Origin of the sequence: Methylocella tundrae (assembly GCF_901905185.1) — a bacterium.
In the GTDB taxonomy this organism is placed as follows: domain Bacteria; phylum Pseudomonadota; class Alphaproteobacteria; order Rhizobiales; family Beijerinckiaceae; genus Methylocapsa; species Methylocapsa tundrae.
Window position 1 is genome coordinate 12,826 of record NZ_CABFMQ020000086.1, and the last position, 19,200, is coordinate 32,025.

A 19,200-nucleotide genomic window follows, 5' to 3' on the forward strand; every position below is an offset into this window, starting at 1 on the left:
TTTGCCGATCGCTTCGGCGTCAGACATTCAGGATGAAATTCGCAGGCGTTACTTCTTTTTTCCGAACGGATTGAGCCCGCTCAGGAGACCTCCGCCGAGGCCGGGCAGCTTGCCCGGCTGCGCGCCAAGCCCCCCGCCCGCGCCGCCGCCAAGACCCGGCAGCTTTGGCGCGGCGGAGACGCCCGCCGGCGGCGGGGCCAGCGGCTTTGGCGCGGCGACCGGCTTTGGCGCCGGACCACCGGGCATCGGCCCCAATTGCTTCTGCAAGGCGGCGATCTGTTCGGGGCTCGGCTGCGGCATCCCGCCCATGCCGGCGCCAGGCATGCCGAACATCGAGGCCATTTTGCCGAGCGCGCCGCCGCCGCGCTTGGCGCCGCCAAGCGATTTCATCATATCGGCCATCTGGCGGTGCTGCTTCAAAAGCTTGTTGACGTCTTCGACCTTCACACCGGAGCCTGACGCGATGCGCTTCTTGCGCGAGGCTTTAAGGATATCGGGGTTGCGCCGCTCCTGCCGTGTCATCGACGAGATAATGGCGCGCTGGCGCTTTATGATGCGGTCGTCGAGGTTGGCGGCGGCGAGCTGATCCTTGATTTTGGCCATGCCGGGCAGCATGCCCATGATGCCGCCAAGGCCGCCGATCTTCTCGACCTGCGCCAGCTGCTCGGAGAGGTCCTCGAGATCGAACTTGCCCTTGCGCATGCGATCGGCGATGCGCTGGGCCTTTTCAGCGTCGATCGACTCGGCGGCTTTCTCGACGAGCGAAACGATGTCGCCCATGCCAAGGATGCGATTGGCGATGCGCGAGGGATGGAAGTCCTCCAGCGCGTCCATTTTTTCGCCAGCGCCGAGAAGCTTGATCGGCTTGCCGGTGACGGCGCGCATGGAGAGCGCAGCGCCACCGCGTCCATCGCCATCAACGCGCGTCAGCACGATGCCGGTGATGCCGACGCGACCGTCGAAGCTTTTGGCGAGATTGACCGCATCCTGGCCGGTGAGGCTGTCGGCGACGAGCAGGATCTCATGCGGCTTTGAAGCCGCCTTGATCTCGGCCATCTCCTGCATCAGGGCTTCGTCGATATGGGTGCGCCCGGCGGTGTCGAGCAGGACGACGTCAAAGCCTTGCAGGCGCGCCGCCTGCTCAGCCCTGACCGCGATCTGCACGGGGGTCTGGCCGGCGATGACCGGCAGCGTTTCGACGCCAATCTGGCGGCCGAGGACGGCGAGCTGCTCCTGCGCCGCCGGCCGCTTGACGTCGAGCGAGGCCATCAGCACCTTGCGCTTCATGCGCTCGCTGAGGCGCTTGGCTATCTTCGCCGTCGTCGTCGTCTTGCCGGCGCCCTGCAGGCCGATCACCATGATCGCGACTGGCGGGGCGGCGTCGAGATTGATCGGCTCGGCTTCCGCCCCCAGCGTCTCGATGAGGACGTCATTGACGATCTTGACGACCATCTGGCCGGGCGTCACCGATTTGATGACATTGGCGCCGACCGCGCGCGAACGCACCTTGTCGACGAAGGACCGCACGACGTCGAGCGCCACGTCGGCTTCGAGCAGGGCGCGGCGGACCTCGCGCAAGGCGACGTTGACGTCCTCCTCCGAGAGCGAGCCGCGACGGGTCAGGGCGTCGAATATGCCAGAGAGCTTTTCCGAAAGCCCTTCGAACATGCGTTTTGTCCCATCATGAGCGCCGCGCGAAACCATTTCCCGCGGCGGCCTGTCGATCAACGCCCGAAAATGAGCGATTTTCCGTCTATAATCACAAAACACCCAACGCGCATCGCGCCCGGGGGCGCCAAGCGCTGCCGGACGTTCACCGCTCGGCCCCAAGGCCAAGTCGGCTCGCGCATTCGAACCTTTTTTGAAGGCCGAAACCGCTTCTTTGCGCGTCAGGGCGCCAAAGTCAAGGAAATCAGAAAATAGCGCCGTTCCCGCCATTTGCCGGCGCGGCAGAACATGATAGATCGAAACCCGTAAAATCGAAAAGCATGGCTCTCGCGTCCCGGTAGCTCAGCAGGATAGAGCAACGGTTTCCTAAACCGTAGGTCAGGGGTTCGAATCCCTTCCGGGACGCCAAATGTTTTCAATAGCTTATTCGCCATACGATCGCACTCCACCCCCGCAAACCGTATCGACGCGGCGCGAGTGGTCATCAATGTTCGGCTCCCGCGCCGATAGCTGGCGCGGCGGACGCCATTATTGCCGGGCAATCGGCCTCTACAAAATGAAGGAGAGCCCAATGCGGAAATCAATAGTCGTGACGGCGGCGTTACTCTGCTCTGCGATGCTGACTCCAGGCGACGCATCGGCGCGTGGCGGCGGGCATGGAGGCGGACGCGGCGGCTGGCATGGCGGGGGTGGTCATGCGGGCGGCTGGCATGGCGGCGGTCACAATGGCGGCTGGCATGGGGGCGGCGGGCGCTACTACGGCGGCGGCAGGCGCTACTACGGCGGCGGCGGTTACTACAATGGCGGCAATGCGGCGGGTGCTGCAATTGCTGGCGGTATTTTAGGCCTGGCGACGGGAGCTATGATCGCCGGCTCGGCGGCAAATTCCGCTGCGGCGGCTTCGGCTCGCGTTGGCGATCCGAACTGGGTTTCTTATTGCGCTCGAAAATACAGGTCCTTTGATCCGTCGAGCGGGACCTATCTCGCCTATGACGGCAACCGCTACGTTTGTCAGTAAAAAAGGGGGGCGCGCCATTTGCGCGCGGCCCTCACCCTCACCGGCCCGCGCCTCGATAAGATCAACGGGCTCCGGCGGTCCCCAGCCATACCGGCGCGCACAGCACGACGCGCCATGTCAAGGAATTTCATCATGCCGCGCCGCAGGGCGCGGTATCGGGATGTCGGTTAACACCGCGCACAGCGCCAGCCGCCAGTCGATGCGGCGACCTACAATCTGATCGGACTTAGCATTCAAGACGGCGCCGGCGACCGGGTTGGCGGAATAAAAGATCTGTGCTCGAGTAGGGACGGCTCGTCGGCTATATTTTGTCGGTCGAACTCAACACGATCGGACGCGCGGCTCGCGCCGCTTGTTCTCTCCGTTCGATCGTTATGAAATCTGCTGGTCTAAATTGACGCCGGCTCACGAAGCTTCTCCCGTTCCGCGAGCTCTTCATCGGTCAGGCGCGCGTCGTAAATAGAGCGCGAGTCGATCGTTCGCGAGACGATCGTCGCGGTGATCGCCGCCACCAACAGCGGCGCAATGAACGTGCGATCATGGCCGGTTAGCTCGATCATCAAAACCACCGCCGAGATCGGGCCTTGAGTGGTGGCGGCGATCACCGCGCCCGCGCCGATCAGCGCGCAGAGCCCCGACGGCACGCCGGGAAACAACCATGTTGAGAGATGGCCCAGAACGGCGCCCAGAAGCGCGCCGAGCGTGAGTGAAGGCGTAAACAGGCCGCCGGGCGCGCCGCTGCCCAGACACATGGCGGTTGCAATCGGTTTCAACAACAGCAACGCCAGAAGCAGCGGCGGCGCCACTTCGCCATTGAAGGTAAGTTGCGCAAGGTCCTTGCCGTTGCCCAACAGCTGTGGGAACCAGATCGAAGCCGCTCCAAGCAGCGCCAACACGAAAGATGGGACGACCAGGCGCAACCAGCCCTTCGGCCTGGCGCGATCGGCCAGCGCGATCATCCGCACAAAACCGACCGACACGACCCCCGCGATCGGTCCCGCAATCAGCGCCCAGCAGATAATCGACGAGCCGCTGCGGTAGGCTGGAATGATATAGGTAGGCGCGTCGGGAAGGGCGACCCATGACACCATGGCGGCGACCACCGAGGCCGCCAGCGCCGGCAGCACGAGACGCAGGGCCAGGACGCCGCGGAGCACTTCAATGGCGAATAAAGCGCCGCCCAGGGGAACATCATAGGCGGCCGCCATTCCAGCGCCCGCGCCGCATGCGACGAGGAGCCTGCGCTGCTCATCAGAGAAGCCGCCCCGGTCCGCCAGGACATTTGCGATCGCCGCGCCAGCCTGCTTCGGTGCGCCCTCCCGTCCGAGCGACGCGCCGAGCCCGACAATCGCTTCCGACAGGACGGCGCTGCCCATGGTGCGCAAAACAGGGAGCCGGCCGGCGGAGAACCAGAGCGCCGTGGTGATTTCAATGCCGTTGCCGCCGGTCAATTTCACGAGAACCATCTGACCGACGCCGGTCAGAAGCCCGGCGCCCAGCAGAATCATAACGCGCCGCCAAGGGTCAGTCCTCGTCGCCGCGTCAAGAAGGTCCAGGTTTGGCGGCCACGCCAGATGCTGGACAGCCGATAGCAGCGTTATCAGCGCCGCCGCACTGAGTCCGGCGCCAATGCCGGTCAGGATGACGGCGGTCCAGAAGGTCGCCGCCCCGGGATGCCTCAAGGTGGCGGGTATGCGGCCATCCGTCCCGGCTGGGCTGTGTTCGGGAGGCCCTCCGCTATTTTGCCGCATTGTCTGAAATGTTACCGATGAAGTGACGGCGCTGGACCACGCAGTCCAAGGAAACCGCTTACGCGCTTACCGTCAAGACAGGCCAAGTCGACACTGGAATGTCGCGCCACGGCGTTCCACCCCGGCCAAGATCGGGCCGGGCGCTATTGGGTATCGACAAATGAAATTTGTGATTTGACACCCTTGGCGCTCGCCATAATGCTGCCACATTCGCTCAAGCGAGACCTATTTTTTTGGCCGCCTCAATGGAGAGTGACGCCATGAATCGACGGGCATTTGTGACATCCGGCCTGCTATCGGCCGGGTTTCTCGCCATCGCCGCGGGAGCGGCGCACGCGCTGACAGGGGTCGCGCCACCCGACCATGCGCGGCAGACGGGCGATCAAGACGTCGAGAAGGCGTGGTGGCGGCGCCATTGGGGCTGGCGTCGCCGCTGGAGATGGCGTCGGCGGTGGTGAAGGCTCGAATGTCGCCAGCTCTGAAATCGTCGCCACGACCCAGCGCGGAATGCGTTCAGGCAGAATCGCATTCCGCTCCGCAAGGCTTTGTTTTACCGCCTGATGTCGGCCTAAAAACGCTGGCTCTTCGGCGTCATGCCCTAGCGCCGACCGCCGCCATGGCCTCCCCCGCCGTGGAAGCCGCCGCCATGGCCGCCGCCGTGGAACCCGCCGCCGTGCCAGCCGCCACCGCCGCCGTGCCAGCCGCCACCGCCGCCGTGCCAGCCGCCGCCGCCGCCGTGCCAGCCGCCGCCATGCCAGCCGCCGCCGCGCCAGCCGCCGCCGCGCCAGCCATAGCCGCCGCCGCGCCAGCCATAACCGCCACCGCCCCAGCCGCCGGGAACGCCCCAGCCACGCCAGCCATAGCCGCCGCCCCAGCCATAGCCCGGCCTGAAGGCATAACCGCACCAGTACCAGCCCGGGCCTCTCCAGCCATTGGGGTACCAGCAATAGTTGCGGCCACCCCAAAAATACTGAACATGCTCAAGCGGCAAAGAGCCATCCCTTTGGGCGATAGCGCCAAGGCCGTTGAACGCCGGCGCCGCCACGGCGCTCCCGCTTGCCGCCGCGCCCGCGGCCAGCGCAACAGCGGCCGTCATGCTCATCAATCGACGCATTTGCCTCTCCTTGATGTTCCGTCCCCGACGCAGACCTGCTTGGATCTTCGAAAAACCCGGTCGCCCGGTGCGGGATCATGCGCGGAAACGAAGAAATATGAACCATGTTCAATCAATTTTTGAGCGATTCGTCGTGGCGGCCGATCAAAACCCTCGTTTTTGGAAGCGTGGCGCCTTAAGCGCCGCGCCTATTTCGCCGACGCGAACGCCTCATTTTTGAGGCGGACGGCGCCAAGTCGAGCGGAGCTTAGCCGCGACGACCACCGCCCGATCCGCCTCCACCCGGGCGCCCGCCGCCGTGCCCGCCGCCGGGCCGGACCATCTGGCCGCCACCTGGCCTTCCACCCGGTCTAACGGCATGGCCGCCGCCCGGCCTCACAACTGGCCGGTGGTGGATATGGCGAGGAGGCGCGCGCCAGCCGCGCCAGCCCGCGCCGCCACCCCAGCCAAAGCCGCGCCGCCAAGCGTAGCCGCACCAATACCAGCCGGGTCCTCTCCACCCGCCGGGATACCAGCAATAACGGCGTCCGCCCCAGACAAATTGAGCTTCGTCGAGCGGCAGGACGCTATCGCCGTAAGCGATCGCGCCGAGATTGGCGATCGGAGCCGCCGCCGCCTCGGCCACCCCGCTCGCGGCGACGCTCGCCATCAGCGCGACCGCGGTGACCATCGTCTTCCAAGGCTGCATTTGCTTTCCTTCAAGCTTCATTGTCCAAACAGCCCGCCCCCAGCGCTTTGCGCGCGTCTCTATATGCCGCATTGAAGATGAATGGAAAATGATCGGTTCGGCGGCGAAGCTTAAAAGCCAATGATTTTCCAACGCCCTCGCGTCAGATTTTGCCTTTTCCGGCAATTTTCCGCGCTCTCTTGCCCAGCGTTCGCAGCCGCAGCGCATTGAGCTTGATGAAGCCGGCCGCGTCGCGATGATCATAGGCGACGGCGCCTTCCTCGAAAGTCACAAGGTCCTGATCGTAAAGCGAATAGGGGCTCGAGCGGCCAACCACGGCGGCCGAACCCTTATAGAGTTTCACGCGCACGCGGCCCGCCACGAACTCCTGGCTTTTGTCGATCAGCGCCTGCAGCATCTCGCGCTCCGGCGAAAACCAGAAGCCGTTGTAGATCAATTCGGCGTATTTCGGCATCAGCTCGTCCTTGAGATGCGCCGCGCCGCGATCGAGCGTGATCGACTCGATGCCGCGATGGGCGAAATAAAGGATCGTGCCGCCCGGCGTTTCATACATGCCGCGCGATTTCATGCCGACGAAGCGATTCTCGACGAGATCGAGGCGGCCGATGCCATTGGCGCGGGCGAGTTCGTTCAAGCGGGTCAGAAGGGTCGCCGGCGACATCGGCTGACCATCGATGGCGACCGGGTCGCCTTTTTCAAAGTCGATCTCGATATAGGTCGGCTTGTCGGGCGCGTCTTCCGGATTGATCGTGCGCGAATAGACATAGTCCGGCACTTCCTGCGCCGGATCTTCCAGCACTTTTCCTTCCGAGGAGGCGTGCAGCAGATTGGCGTCGACGGAAAAGGGGGCGTCGCCGCGCTTGTCCTTGGCGATCGGGATCTGGTTCGCTTCGGCAAATGCGATGAGGGCGGTGCGCGACGTCAGATCCCACTCGCGCCAGGGCGCGATCACCTTGATGTCCGGCTCCAGCGCGTAATAGGACAATTCGAAGCGCACCTGATCGTTGCCTTTGCCGGTCGCGCCATGCGCCACCGCGTCGGCTCCGGTCTTTTGCGCGATCTCGATCTGCTTTTTCGCGATCAGAGGCCGCGCGATAGAGGTTCCGAGCAGATAAAGCCCCTCATATTGGGCGTTGGCGCGAAACATCGGAAAAACGTAGTCGCGCACGAATTCTTCGCGCAGATCCTCGATAAAAATGTTTTCCGGTTTTACGCCGAGCAAAATGGCCTTGTCCCGCGCGGGGGAAATCTCCTCGCCCTGGCCGAGATCGGCAGTGAAGGTCACGACTTCGCAGCCGTAGGTTGTCTCCAGCCACTTCAGAATGATCGACGTGTCGAGCCCTCCCGAATAGGCGAGGACGATTTTCTTAACGTCTGATCTTTGCTGCGGCATTTTGGAACTCTCAGGTGGCGCTTGCAAGGCGGGAACGATGCCGCGCGACTATAGTTGCGGAGCCTTTTGGCGCAAGGGCGGGAAGCCGAACGATGGCTCGGACGAGCCGCCCGCACGGGCCGACGGAACCGCGAGACGTATTATGGATGGCCCGTTCGGCGGGCGCCGGCGTGATCTGCGCGAACGCTTCGGCGATGATCAGGCCGTGAAGCCGCGACAGCATTGCTTATGGCCCGGCGCCTAATGCAAGGTTTGACTCGTCAGCGCCATTTCCGGTGAATTTTCACCGTCGGCAAAAAAGGTCCAATACTTAAGCTGCGCCATAATTCGCTGCAGTTCCCGGAGAGCGACCAAATCTAAATATTGGTCAGAATCGTGGCTAATCTGGCCCGCTTCATAAAGATGCTGAAGCTCAGTAAGTTTCGCGACAATCTTTTCACGGAGAGTCCGGCCGGAAGACATAATGAAGCTCCGTACTATCAAAACAAGTGACGCCCAAAAGAATGACTTAATGTCGAATATTGTCATTCATGATTCAGCGCAATATTGCAAGTACAACCTATCGTTGTTCTTATGAAATGATATGAATGAAGAACGAATTAAGCTTGTCACCTGAATGCGAGAGATTTACATGGCCCGTTTGGGTAAAAGGTTCTGCACGCCCCGCGCTCTACCGCGTCGCCGTTGTGACGGGCGAATGCGATCTCGATAGAGCCGTCTTGGAAAACACTAAAGTGATTGCGCATTCCGCTCAGCAGCGGCCGTCGCGGCGTCGCCTTTTCAGGCAGAACCCCCGCGCGCCCTTGCGTATCGGACGGCGGGGGCAGTTCAGCAAAGAACTACCGGAAGCACGATCGTTGGGCCTTGAAGGAGATCGGGGCGGCTTCAAGGGGGTGGCGAAACGGTCCGGTTCCTGCGGGAAAGGCCCGCCCTGTGTCCGGACCGGGGGAGATCCGTCCACGATCAATTTACGATCGCGCGGCCGCGGAAGTTTCAACCAGGCCTATCCGCGCGTCGAAGCGCCCTCGGGCGCTTCGGACGCAGCCTGATCGTTTAGTTCGCGCCCTTGATCCGGCTCAAGCTCAGGGCGCTTCCCATTCGCTATGGTGTTTGACGCGCGTTTTTATCGAAGCCGCAGCCTCCTGGCGGTTTACAAGGGGCGCTCGCGCCGAGACTTTATTGTTCCAGCAAATGGTGATTATATGCAAAAGCTTTGGCGTAACGTGAGCAGCAAAATGTCTCAATCCTTTCCGTTTGCTCGACGCCAGCTTGGCGCGGCGCTCGCTTGTGTCGCGTTGATCGCCCTGCCGCTCGGCGCCCGCGCCGACGACGCCGCCAAGGGCAAGATCATCGCCAAGCGCTGGTGCGCCTCCTGTCATGTGGTCTCGAGCGATCAGACGAAAGGCAATTCGGACGCGCCGAGCTTCTCGTCGATCGCCGACGACAAGCTGACGCCAAAAACCCTCAAGGCTTTTCTGAGCTACCCGCATCCCAAAATGCCGGACATGAATTTGTCGCGCAACGAAATCGGCGACCTCGTCGCCTATATCCGCACGCTCGCTCGCTGAGCGACAGCGCGCGGTTGCGCCTTGGCGGGGGGACGGCCATAAGCCGGTTTACTGTGCGGCCCTGCCCGGCCGCTTGCGAACAAATAGCAACCCGGCCAGGGTCAGGAGAGTAAATCCCGCGCCGGCCAGGAATGTGCCTTCGGGGCCAAATACATCCCATAGCGCGCCGGCGACGAGGCTAGCGACCAGCAACGCCAGCCCTGTGACCAGATTGAACATGCCGAAAGCGGTTCCGCGCAATTCGGGGGCGGCGGTGTCGGCGACCAAAGTCGCGAGCAGGCCCTGCGTAAAGCCCATGTGCAGTCCCCACAAAAACGCGCCGATCCCAACGCCGGCGACGCCGGACGAGAAGGCGAGCGTGACGTCAGCCGCCAGCAGGAAGATAAGGCCGATGGTCAACACTGCATATCGATCGACGCGGTCCGACAGCACTCCGGCGGGATAGGCGGAGGCCGCATAGGCGACGCTCATCACGACCATGACCGCCGGAACGAGCATAAGCGGCAGGCCGGTCGACTGGGCGCGCAGCACCAGGAACGCCTCGCTGAAACGGGCGAAGGTGAAGACGGTCGCAACGGCGACGACCCGCCAATAATCCGTCCCGAGCCGGGCGAGTTCGGCCCTTCTCAGCGGCATGCGGACGCGGCGTAGATTCGCTGGACGATTAGGCTCGCGCACGGCGACGAGGAGCAGGCCAAATGATATAAATGCCGGAATGACGGCGATCCAGAAAACCGCTTTGAAATGATCCGCGGTCAGCCACATCAGAACCATTGCGCCGATGGGGCCCAAAAACCCGCCGATCGTGTCGAGCGACTGGCGCAGGCCAAAACTCGCGCCGCGTAAATGCGCTGGACTGATGTCCGCGACCAGAGCGTCGCGCGGGGCTCCGCGAATGCCTTTGCCCACTCGATCAATGAACCGCGCCGCGATGAGCCACTGCACCGTAGCGGCCAGCGGAAAAATCGGCTTTGTGAAAGCCGCCAGACCATAGCCGACGCCAGCGAGGAGTTTGCGCCGGCCGAGCCAGTCGCTGAGGGCGCCGGAGAATATCTTGGTGATCGACGCCGTCGCTTCGGCGACGCCTTCAATGAAGCCGACGGTCAGGACCGAAGTTCCAAGCACCGTGACCATATAGACGGGCAGCAACGCGTGGATCATCTCGGAGGAGATGTCCATGAACAGGCTGACGAAGCCGAGCGCCCAAATCCCGGCGGGAAGCGCGCGCCATCCTCTCTGCGGCCCTGAAGCGTCAACGGTCATCGTTTGGTTGCCGGTTGTTTGTGCATCTCTAGTCCCGGCCGCTTCCGCCAGCGCGCGGCCCCCGGCGGCGGATCCCGCCGCGATCTCCTTATAGCGGCCCGCGGATGGTTTCCACCAGCGGGTGAGCGATGGCCGGCGGCGACGGCAATCGCACGACAGCGCGCAGACCGCCGAGCGAACTCTCTTCCAGGCGAAGCGTCCGCCGCAGGCTTCAAGCACGTCTCCAGCGATTGCAAGGCCAAGACCGCTCCCCGTCTCCCAGAGGAGACGCTCCCCCTGCGGCGTCTTGTTTTCGCGGCCAGCTTCGAACACCGGATGACGACAACGGCCGGAGCGTCGTTTTCCGCTGAGGAGAACCGGTCCTGGCGCTGGCCGCTGCGCGCCTTCAGTCCGGCGGCTTCGGGACGCCGAGAGCGGAATGCGTTCAAGCGGAATCGCATTCCGCTCTTTAAGCCCTTGTTTTAACGCATGATGTGGGCCCGAAAAGTCTGCAGCTTTTCGGCATCATGCTCTAGCCGCGCGCTGCGACGTTTCCCTTGCCGGCCGCGCCGGATTTGCCGCGCCCCTGCGCTTGAACCTCAGTGTCCCAATTGGCGACGACGTTCTGATAGATGTCCTCCTCCTGCGCATTGTGCAGCCGCACGAGGGAGTCGATCGAGTCGATGATGCGCTGCGCGTCCCGCACGATGTACCGGTCGGATTCGTCCGCATGGAGTCCATCCGCCAGCCGTCCCAAAAGCCTTGCCTGATGGAGGATCTCGCGATGGGCGCGGCTCATCGCGGACAGGCCGTGCTTGTTGGAGAAGACGCTTGCGAGCTGCGGATAGACAGAGCCTTCGTCGTCGCGCTCGTGGGGAACGATGTCGTCGTCGACAATGCGATTGGCCTCGATAATCAGGTTGACAGCCGCCTCGCCCGCGGCGTCGTCAAGGGCGTCCGCGATCTGGCGCAGGCGATCGAGGCGCATTTTGAGGTCTTCGTGGTCCTGCCGCAGAGCCCGCGCGGCGGCGGCCGGCATCGCGGCGCGCTCGGGTCCGCGCCCCTCGCCGAGCGCCCGCAGCGCGTTGAGGATCACTGCGACGTCGATGGCCTCCTGCGTCAACGCCCCGGCGACCGGGGTGAGCCAGCCGATCGCCGCCGCCGCCATGGCCAATCCGGAAAGCCCCATTCCGACGATGATGCTTTGCACGGCGATGGCGCGGGTGCGCCGCGCGATGGAGACCGCGTCGGAAACGCGGTCCAGCCGGTCGATCAGGATGACGACATCCGCCGCCTCCGACGACGCGCTCGCGCCGCGCGCGCCCATGGCGATGCCGACGTCCGCCGCCGCCAGCGCCGGAGCGTCATTGATGCCGTCGCCGACCATCACGGTCGGGTTCAGCCGCTGCTCGGTCGCGACAGCCTCGACCTTGTCGGCCGGCGCCCGATCAGCGAGGACCGCGTCGAGGTCGAGCGCCGCGCCGATCGTCTCCGCGGAGTCCGCGCGGTCGCCCGTCACCATGACGATCCTCGATACGCCGGCGGCGCGCAAGGCCAGGACCGCGCGCGGCGTCTCGGGCCGAAGCTCATCCGCAAGCAGCAAAGCGGCGGCGATGCGCCCGTCCACGGAAACGAACACGCTGAGGGCGGAGCGCCAGGACGCCCGCCGCAGCGCGCGAACCGCCCAAGCCTCGGGGCGGCTTCCGCCAGAGACGAGCTGATGCGAGCCGACGCAAATCTTTCGCCCGTCGACCACGCCCTCGAGTCCCGATCCCATCGTCTCGCGGACCTCGGCCGGGATTTGCAGGGAAAGACCTTTATCCAGAGCGGCGGATACGATGGCGCCCGCCACGATATGATGCGACGCCTGCTCGAGAGAAGCGGCCAGCCGGAGCGCCTCATCGGAATCCGCGCCCGGCGCGGCCTCGATCGAGACCAGCCGCGCGCCGCCGACCGTCAAGGTGCCGGTTTTGTCGAACATCACCGTATGCGCGCGCGCCAGCGCCTCCAGCGGTCCGCCCCCCTTGATGAGAATGCCGCGGCGCGCAGCGCGCGAGGTTCCGGCGATAAAGGCGACGGGCGCGGCGAGGATCAGGGGACACGGCGTCGCCGCGACGAGCACGGCGAGGCCGCGAATGGGATCGTGCGAAAAGCCCCAGGCGGCGCCGGCCAGCGCGAGCGCAACTGGCAGCAGAAGCAAAGCGTAGCGATCCGCCATCCGGATGAAGGGCGCCTTGGCTGTTTGCGCCGCGGTGACGAGACCGATGATCGCGGCGTATGTGCTTTCGCCCGCAGTCGCCGAAGCCTTCATCTCGAAGGTTTCGCCAGCGTTGACCGTGCCGCTGCGCGCTGCTTCGCCGGCACGGCGTGAGACCGGCATCGGCTCGCCGGTAAGGGCCGACTCGTCAAGCGACGCGCCGGAACTGGTGATCAAGCCATCGACGGGGACAATCTCGCCGGCGCGCACGAGGAGCGTGTCGCCGATCGACACCTCGTCGATCGGCGTGTCCTCGAAAGAATCCTCCACCCTGCGATGCGCAATGCGAGGCGCGCGGTCGACCAGCGACTTAAGCTCCCGCTCGGCGCGCCCAACGGCGAAATCCTCGAGCGCCCCTCCGCCCGCATACATGACCGCGACGACCGCCGCGGCCAATGGCTCGCCGAGGGCGAGCGCCGCCGTCATCGACACGAAGGCGACGGCGTCTACGCCCGCTCGACCGGAAATCAGGTCCCGAATGATTGAGACAGCGAGGCTCGCGGCCACGGGAATCGCGCCCGCCGCCCAGATCCAGCGCGCAAGGTCCGCGCGGCCAGAGAAGGCGGCGCCGAGCCCACCGGCGAGCCCCAACAATGCGATCGCTATGAGGGCGCGTCGGGCCAGCCGTTCATTGAACATTTCAGTGGTTCTTTGGAGCTCTCAAGCCTCGACCCGGGCCTGACGACATAGGTTTACGCTGACGGCTGTCGTTGATCTCGCTCAATTGCGCCCGGTTCGCGTTGAATTCTCCGGTCGGCGACCGCCCCGGTCAGAAAACCATGCCGCCTGCTCCTCCCACCTTGGCCGGCTTCGCGCACCGTTCAAGGTCTGTTGGGCTGCCCGGCGCGGGGCGGCCCGGCAGGATGCCCCGCCATTGGCAGGCCTCCGGTATCGCCGACGCCGTCCGTTGCAGCAGGTTCCCGCTGATCCTCGCGACGCCTAACCGGCCAACGCCTCCCGCTCCTTCAGGAGACTGGCCAGCCGGGATTCCTGCTCAGCGATGCGGTCGGCTGTGAATGTCTCGTCCTCCGCTCCGGAAAAGCCCGCGGCCTGTTCGATGAGTTCGCGGAGATTCTCCCGGATCGCGGCGATGCGTTCGTCGAGTTCGACGAGGGTTGCGGCGTCAGACATTGTGCCTCCTATGATGCTCCGCTTAACGCGACCGAAACGCGGAGGACCAGCATACATCGCCGCGCGCAGCGTCAAAAGCTCGTTTCGCGCCGGTCTCATCCGTGCATGGAAGCCCATACCGCACCGCCAGAGCTTCTCCCTTTTATCTAGCGCTGCTCACGCGCGGGGCTCGCGCTGTTACACGAGCTTGCAAAACTCGACCATGCGATCCACGGCGCCGGTCGTGGATAAGCCCGCAGGAGCGGAACAATCGGCTACCAACGCCTGCCCCAATTCCATGTCCGCCCGCCGCGGCCACGAATGAGCCCGACGATCAGCAGCAATAGCAGAGCGCCGACGGTGGCGCTTAGAATCGCAGCAATAATACCGGAGCCGAGATGAATGTTGAGCTGAGGTAGCAGCCAACTGCCGATGAAGGCGCCCACGATTCCAATGATGAGATCGCCGACGATTCCGAACCCCGCGCCGTGCATGATCTGGCCAGCAAGCCATCCAGCGACGAGGCCGACCACCAATATGATCAGGAGACTTTCACCCGACATGTACATCTTCGTGTGCCTCTATATCCATTCGAGAGCTGAACAAAGAATGGGCGCTCGGGATCAAAAGGATCTGGGCCGGCTACAGGCGCCCCATTTAAGCGTATGGCAAATCAGTGACGGCGCCGGCGCGCATAGTCCATCTCGTTCGCCCACACATCTTCATTAACATACTGCACGAGCCGCTGGCGCTGACGGTCATCGAGCGAGTCATACAGCGGCTTGGCCGCCTCCGAGATTTGGCGCAGGTTAGCTGACTGCGCCGCGAGCGCGTCGGCCTCGCTCTGCATCGCGGTGATGTCATCTTGCTTCGGATTGTTACGGGCGTCGCGCTCCGCCCGGGCGGCGACATCGGCGCGCTCATCTGTAGCGGGAGGGACTGCGGCGGTGGGTGTTTCGCTGGAGGAGCGGCCGGCCTTAAGATTAGGCTCGCCTGCTAAGTTCTGCGCGCGCTTGGCGGCAATGTCATGTAGCGCGGATTCAACGGCAGGCCAATTTTTGGCCTGATCAGCCGTCAGCCGAAGGTCAGCTTTAAGATCAGCGATGCGCGCGTCGGCCCGGTCGACGCTTTGATTGATTGAGAGTTCGGGCCGTTCAGTCCGATGATCCCGATAGCTCCGGCCGTAAGCGGTATATGCCGAAGGAACGACAATGGCGGCAGCCATTCCTATAACTGCAAGCCTCGATCCGATTCGCTTCTGCATGATCTTCTCTCCTGTCTGGTTTCCGATGTTGAAACAAATAGAGTTCGCTCATGCGACAACATTCTCGGCCTTGCGGTCCGAGTGTCCGAATGTGGTGATGTTCAGAAATTGCGCCCGAAGGCCAAGCCCGCGGCGAACCGCTATGTCGTTTCGTACCGAGTCGTCAACGCGCGACGGGGTCGACGGTTCATAATTAAATCCCCGCTCTTCCAAAAAAATAAATGCGGTCCTGTGCGCTTCATTTCAAATGAAAAGTTCTATCCAAGATCCCCGCTAGTGTAGCTGCTCGGTCCGCGCCTATAACACTTGCGGATTGCTGCGAATTCGCTGACGAGCACGGCGGCGGCGCGCCGTGATCGATGGAAACCCTTGCCGCGCCGAACTGCCGCCGCCGACAGGACAACGCAAAGGCTGAACGCCTCATGCGAAACGAAAAGCGCCTCGACCTCGCCGCGGCGCGATTTCACCGCCGCCGGCGTGGAGCGCATCGCGGAGAACGACAGCGCTCCCAGGGCGCGGCTGAGGAAAAGTTATTAATTTGCCGGGCAAGCAGCGGCGCTTTTCCTCGGCTCTGGTTCATGACACTATGCTTTATGCAGAAGCGCGCCGCCCGTACCTATACCGTTATCGTTCGGCCATGCTCAATTGATAAAGGCACATATCGTTGGGTCATCTCGTCGTCGGACGGCGAACACGAGGAGTTCTCGCCATGCTCCTATTTTATCAAAGCAGGGGCAAAGACTGCCGGCGATTATAGGGTGCGGGCGCTGACCGCCGCGGACGCCGCCCCGCTCCCTAGCTGAGCCGCTCCTTGAGCTCGTTATCTTCGCGGCTGCCGCCTCGCCCTAAATCTGCGCCGTATAAAAACGGTGAGCAACGAGATTAAAAATCCACCGTAGATCGGCCAGCAGAACCGTCGTCACTGAAGCGGGGTTGCCGTCGATCCGCGTACAACAAGCGCCTGCCTTCGCTCAACGATCAGATGCGGGGATTGAGATCATCGCTGAGAATGGCGGGCGCAGGCGTTAGATTGCGGAAGGGCGAATGATCGCGAGCGAGCAGGCATCGGGCATGGATAGTGAAGAAAAAATGGGACTTGAGGCGCAGAATGCTAACCTCCGCAGCCTCTTGGCGCAGGCCGGCATCGATGCGGCGGAGCACAAAGTCGCCGACCGGCTGCAACGCATCCTTTTGGAAGAACTGCATCACCGGGTGAAGAATACGCTCGCAATCGTTCAGGCGATTACGAACCAAAGCCTGCGATCCGCGGAAAGCCTTGAACAAGGCAGGGAGGCGATCGAAGCGCGGCTTGCGGCCTTGGGACGCGTGCATGACCTGCTCTTGCGAGCCAGTTGGGATAGCGTAAAGCTGGCGGACCTGCTTAAGATGGCGACTGCGCCCTTCGATACCCTCGGCGCCGGTCAGTTCTTTATTCAGAGCACGAACATAGAAGTCGCCTCCGGCGCCGCGCTTCCTCTCGCCATGACCCTCAACGAACTCTGTACGAACGCGGTCAAATACGGCGCCTTGTCAACGCCTGAAGGGCGGGTCGAGATCACAGCGACGGTTGATGAACGCGCCAAGCAATTTCAACTTGCTTGGGAAGAGAAGGGCGGTCCGACCGTTCACGCGCCGACGCGTCGTGGTTTCGGGACGCGTCTGATCGAACGGGGTTTTGTGGGGCAGCTTCAAGGAGAGGCGCGGTTGACGTTTGCGCCAAGTGGGGTCGTCTGCAAACTGGATGTTCCACTCGCGGCCCTTCAGCCCATAATTTCAAACTGAAAACGATGAAGGACCGGCGGCAAGCTTCGGGAAAGCAATGCCGTGAGCCTTGTCCAGAACGAACGGACCAAGCTAACCGCGGCGTGGCTTAACGCCGTCTCAGGCGGCGCCGTGGCGGCCGGCATAGTCCAAAGAACAGATAGGTTCGCAATTCGAGGCTTTCGCGCGGCGGCGCATCGGGGCGGTCCCGGCTTCTTCTGCTGCGAGGCGCGGTCTGAGTTTAGGATTCAACGATCGCGACGCCATGCGAAAGGGTCGGTGGAACCACGCACTGACGGACGCCGTGGCCCGCGGTCACGCTCAAACTGCTGGCGGATTTGACGCGAGTTCCATAGGCGCCAATCGTCCTTCATCCGGCATGAACAACCTCGGGTTCGCAAACGCCGGAGGAGCGAATGAAATGCCGGGCGGCCGAAACGGCGCTACTTTTTTGCCGCGGCGGCAAGGACATTGCTTAAGACGTCGAGCGTTCGTTCGATGTGTTCGGACGCCAGTCGACACGCCAGTTTGGAATCGCGGGCGAGCGCCGCTTTCATAAGACCTTCATGCTCGGCGTGAACGTCGCGCCGCACAGGCCTGCTCGTCAGCGCAATGCGCCTGTAACGTTCAGACTGCTGGAACAGAATGCCGTGGAAATGGTGCAGCCAACGCGAGGGGCAGGCGGCTATCAAGGCGCGATGAAAATTTCGATTGCGATACTCGAAATCATCGCTTTGCGTTTCAGGCGTCGCCCCGAGCCTTTCTTCGACTTTTGAGAGGTGATGATAGGCGGCGACGATATCGGCCTCCCAGGAATCATCGCCTAACTCGATCGCCTGACGTAGGGCTTCGGCTTCGACAAAGACGCGATTGCGCGTCAGATCGGCAAGATCTTCAAGCGAGATCGAGGCGACGCGGAAGCCGCGCTGTTCCTCCGAAATAACCAGCGCTTCGCCGACAAGACGAATCAGCGCCTCCCGCAGCGTGCCGGCTCCGACATTGTAGCGCTCCTTGAGCAACTCGACCATCAGCTTGGTCCCGGGCGCCAGATCGCCACTCAGAATGTCCTGGCGCACGGCGCCATACGCCGCTTCGACCAGACTGCGCGCCGAGACAGCCCCGTTCGCGCGGCCAGATAACGCGTTCATTTCATAGCCCGTCGTCATCTTCAGCACCTGAGAGCAAATGAACAAGCCGCCGCAGCAACAGCTTATTTTACTGGAATTATTCGTAATAATACCAAATTTCGTAATTCATAGCAATAACTGACGCCGCCTCAAATTATCGCATTACGGCCTCGGCGCCGATTTTAGCAGACATTAGGTTTTTACTTATATTGAAGATAATTATCCTGAAGAACAAAAATGGGATCTAACGCAATCGAAAGATTGAACAAAGCTGCGCTTAAGCCTGTTGTCTGAGAGCCCTTTCGAGTAATCCTCCCGACATCGGCGCCCGTCAGCGCCTCAGAAAGTCGATGACCAGCCGATTAAAGCGGTCTGTATGCTCAATCTGCGTCCAGTGTCCGCAGCGGCCGAACATATGCAGCTCGGCATTCGGAACAAGCTCGAACAGACGGCGGCTGGCGGCAGGCGGGATGACGCGATCTTCACGGCCATGTATGATCAATGTCGGCTGGACAAGCGCGGCGATATCCGCCTCGCTGGATGCGAGATCGTCGACCCCACGCTGACGGGGGGCGGGAAACATCGACGAGAAAGACTCCTGAAAGCCGGGACGGATGCTGGCCTGGTAACGCAGCTCCGCCAGTTCGTCGCTGACCAGTTCACGATTGAAGGCGAAAATGTCGAGCAAGCCGCGCATCGCCTCAAGCGACGGCTCATAACCCCAAACGGCGTCAAGACCAGGCGTAATCGGAAAATGCACGCCGACGCTTCCCATCAGCACCAAACGCCCCACCCGCTGCGGATGAGCTATGGCGAAGGCGAGCGCCAAGCCGCCGCCGAACGAATTGCCTACGATATCGACCTGCTCGAGGCCGAGGGAATCCAGGAAGTCGGCAAGGTGTCGAAGCCACAGCTTTTTGCCGTAGGCGACGCTTTTCGGCCGCTCCGTGAAGCCGAAGCCAACCATGTCGGGCGCGATGACCCTGAAATGCTTCGAAAGCGGACCTATGTTAAGCCGCCAATTAGCCCAGGCCGAGACGCCCGGCCCCGAGCCATGAATCATGAGCAGCGGCGCGCCCTGGCCCTGGTCATGATAGTTGGTCGAGATCTCGCCGGCGGCGATCGACTGGGCGATCTCGGGATTGACGGCGATATTCATGTCCATTCTCCTCAAACGTCTTAAGCGGGGATCTAATCCCGATGAAAGACAACATCAAACCCGACGTCCGCCGCGCCGTC

At 62.8% G+C, this 19,200-nt stretch carries 17 protein-coding genes and 1 tRNA gene; 5 read left to right on the plus strand and 13 right to left on the minus strand.

Going from position 1 to position 19,200, the window contains the following annotated elements:
- Positions 1-48: 48 nt before the first annotated feature.
- Positions 49-1,668 (minus strand): signal recognition particle protein, encoded by a 1,620-nt coding sequence (gene ffh / locus MPC4_RS12220; RefSeq protein ID WP_174512756.1) that lies wholly within the window; start codon positions 1,666-1,668, stop codon positions 49-51.
- A 331-nt stretch (positions 1,669-1,999) separates the two neighbouring features.
- Between ffh and MPC4_RS12225 the strand changes: the two genes are divergently transcribed.
- A tRNA-Arg gene (locus MPC4_RS12225) sits at positions 2,000-2,076 on the plus strand.
- A gap of 163 nt (positions 2,077-2,239) precedes the next feature.
- A complete protein-coding gene (locus MPC4_RS12230; protein ID WP_174512757.1) occupies positions 2,240-2,686 on the plus strand; it encodes a BA14K family protein in 447 nt (148 codons plus the stop codon).
- Between the two features lie 389 nt (positions 2,687-3,075).
- Here MPC4_RS12230 and MPC4_RS12235 read toward each other — a convergent pair whose 3' ends face one another.
- Positions 3,076-4,437 carry a chloride channel protein gene (locus MPC4_RS12235; RefSeq protein WP_174512758.1) on the minus strand — a complete coding sequence of 454 codons (1,362 nt, stop codon included), beginning with the start codon at positions 4,435-4,437 and terminating at the stop codon, positions 3,076-3,078.
- A gap of 260 nt (positions 4,438-4,697) precedes the next feature.
- Here MPC4_RS12235 and MPC4_RS12240 point away from each other — a divergent pair, with 260 nt between their 5' ends.
- Positions 4,698-4,895, plus strand: a complete 198-nt coding sequence (locus tag MPC4_RS12240; RefSeq protein WP_134491693.1) for a hypothetical protein — start codon at positions 4,698-4,700, stop codon at positions 4,893-4,895.
- Between the two features lie 140 nt (positions 4,896-5,035).
- Here the strand turns inward: MPC4_RS12240 and MPC4_RS12245 are convergent, their stop codons facing one another.
- The 4 genes from MPC4_RS12245 to MPC4_RS12260 form a co-directional block, all read right to left on the minus strand.
- Positions 5,036-5,551, minus strand: a complete 516-nt coding sequence (locus tag MPC4_RS12245) for a hypothetical protein (protein ID WP_174512759.1) — start codon at positions 5,549-5,551, stop codon at positions 5,036-5,038.
- Between the two features lie 247 nt (positions 5,552-5,798).
- Positions 5,799-6,239, minus strand: a complete 441-nt coding sequence (locus tag MPC4_RS12250; RefSeq protein ID WP_244628986.1) for a hypothetical protein — start codon at positions 6,237-6,239, stop codon at positions 5,799-5,801.
- 142 nt (positions 6,240-6,381) lie between these two features.
- Positions 6,382-7,632, minus strand: coding sequence for an argininosuccinate synthase (locus MPC4_RS12255; RefSeq protein WP_174512760.1), 1,251 nt, complete (start codon positions 7,630-7,632; stop codon positions 6,382-6,384).
- Positions 7,633-7,872: 240 nt separating this feature from the next.
- Complete coding sequence (locus tag MPC4_RS12260; protein WP_134491689.1) at positions 7,873-8,094, minus strand: hypothetical protein; 222 nt, start codon at positions 8,092-8,094, stop codon at positions 7,873-7,875.
- 773 nt (positions 8,095-8,867) lie between these two features.
- Here MPC4_RS12260 and MPC4_RS12265 point away from each other — a divergent pair.
- The gene (locus MPC4_RS12265) at positions 8,868-9,200 is read left to right on the plus strand and encodes a c-type cytochrome (protein ID WP_174512761.1); all 333 of its coding nucleotides are present in this window, start codon (positions 8,868-8,870) and stop codon (positions 9,198-9,200) included.
- Positions 9,201-9,248: 48 nt separating this feature from the next.
- Here the strand turns inward: MPC4_RS12265 and MPC4_RS12270 are convergent, their stop codons facing one another.
- The 5 genes from MPC4_RS12270 to MPC4_RS12290 form a co-directional block, all read right to left on the minus strand.
- Positions 9,249-10,463 (minus strand): MFS transporter, encoded by a 1,215-nt coding sequence (locus MPC4_RS12270; protein WP_174512762.1) that lies wholly within the window; start codon positions 10,461-10,463, stop codon positions 9,249-9,251.
- Positions 10,464-10,974: 511 nt separating this feature from the next.
- Positions 10,975-13,338 (minus strand): heavy metal translocating P-type ATPase, encoded by a 2,364-nt coding sequence (locus tag MPC4_RS12275; protein WP_174512763.1) that lies wholly within the window; start codon positions 13,336-13,338, stop codon positions 10,975-10,977.
- A gap of 300 nt (positions 13,339-13,638) precedes the next feature.
- Positions 13,639-13,830, minus strand: coding sequence for a hypothetical protein (locus MPC4_RS12280; protein WP_174512764.1), 192 nt, complete (start codon positions 13,828-13,830; stop codon positions 13,639-13,641).
- A 254-nt stretch (positions 13,831-14,084) separates the two neighbouring features.
- Positions 14,085-14,378, minus strand: coding sequence for a GlsB/YeaQ/YmgE family stress response membrane protein (locus MPC4_RS12285; protein ID WP_174512765.1), 294 nt, complete (start codon positions 14,376-14,378; stop codon positions 14,085-14,087).
- A 104-nt stretch (positions 14,379-14,482) separates the two neighbouring features.
- Entirely contained in the window at positions 14,483-15,073 is a 591-nt protein-coding gene (locus MPC4_RS12290; RefSeq protein WP_244628987.1) for a hypothetical protein, read from the minus strand.
- Positions 15,074-16,117: 1,044 nt separating this feature from the next.
- On the opposite strand from MPC4_RS12290, the gene MPC4_RS12295 reads away from it, so the two are divergent.
- Positions 16,118-16,855 carry a sensor histidine kinase gene (locus tag MPC4_RS12295; RefSeq protein ID WP_244628988.1) on the plus strand — a complete coding sequence of 246 codons (738 nt, stop codon included), beginning with the start codon at positions 16,118-16,120 and terminating at the stop codon, positions 16,853-16,855.
- A 422-nt stretch (positions 16,856-17,277) separates the two neighbouring features.
- Here MPC4_RS12295 and MPC4_RS12300 read toward each other — a convergent pair whose 3' ends face one another.
- Positions 17,278-17,982, minus strand: coding sequence for a GntR family transcriptional regulator (locus MPC4_RS12300; protein ID WP_174512766.1), 705 nt, complete (start codon positions 17,980-17,982; stop codon positions 17,278-17,280).
- Positions 17,983-18,292: 310 nt separating this feature from the next.
- A complete protein-coding gene (locus MPC4_RS12305) occupies positions 18,293-19,120 on the minus strand; it encodes an alpha/beta fold hydrolase (RefSeq protein WP_174512767.1) in 828 nt (275 codons plus the stop codon).
- Positions 19,121-19,200 lie beyond the last annotated feature (80 nt).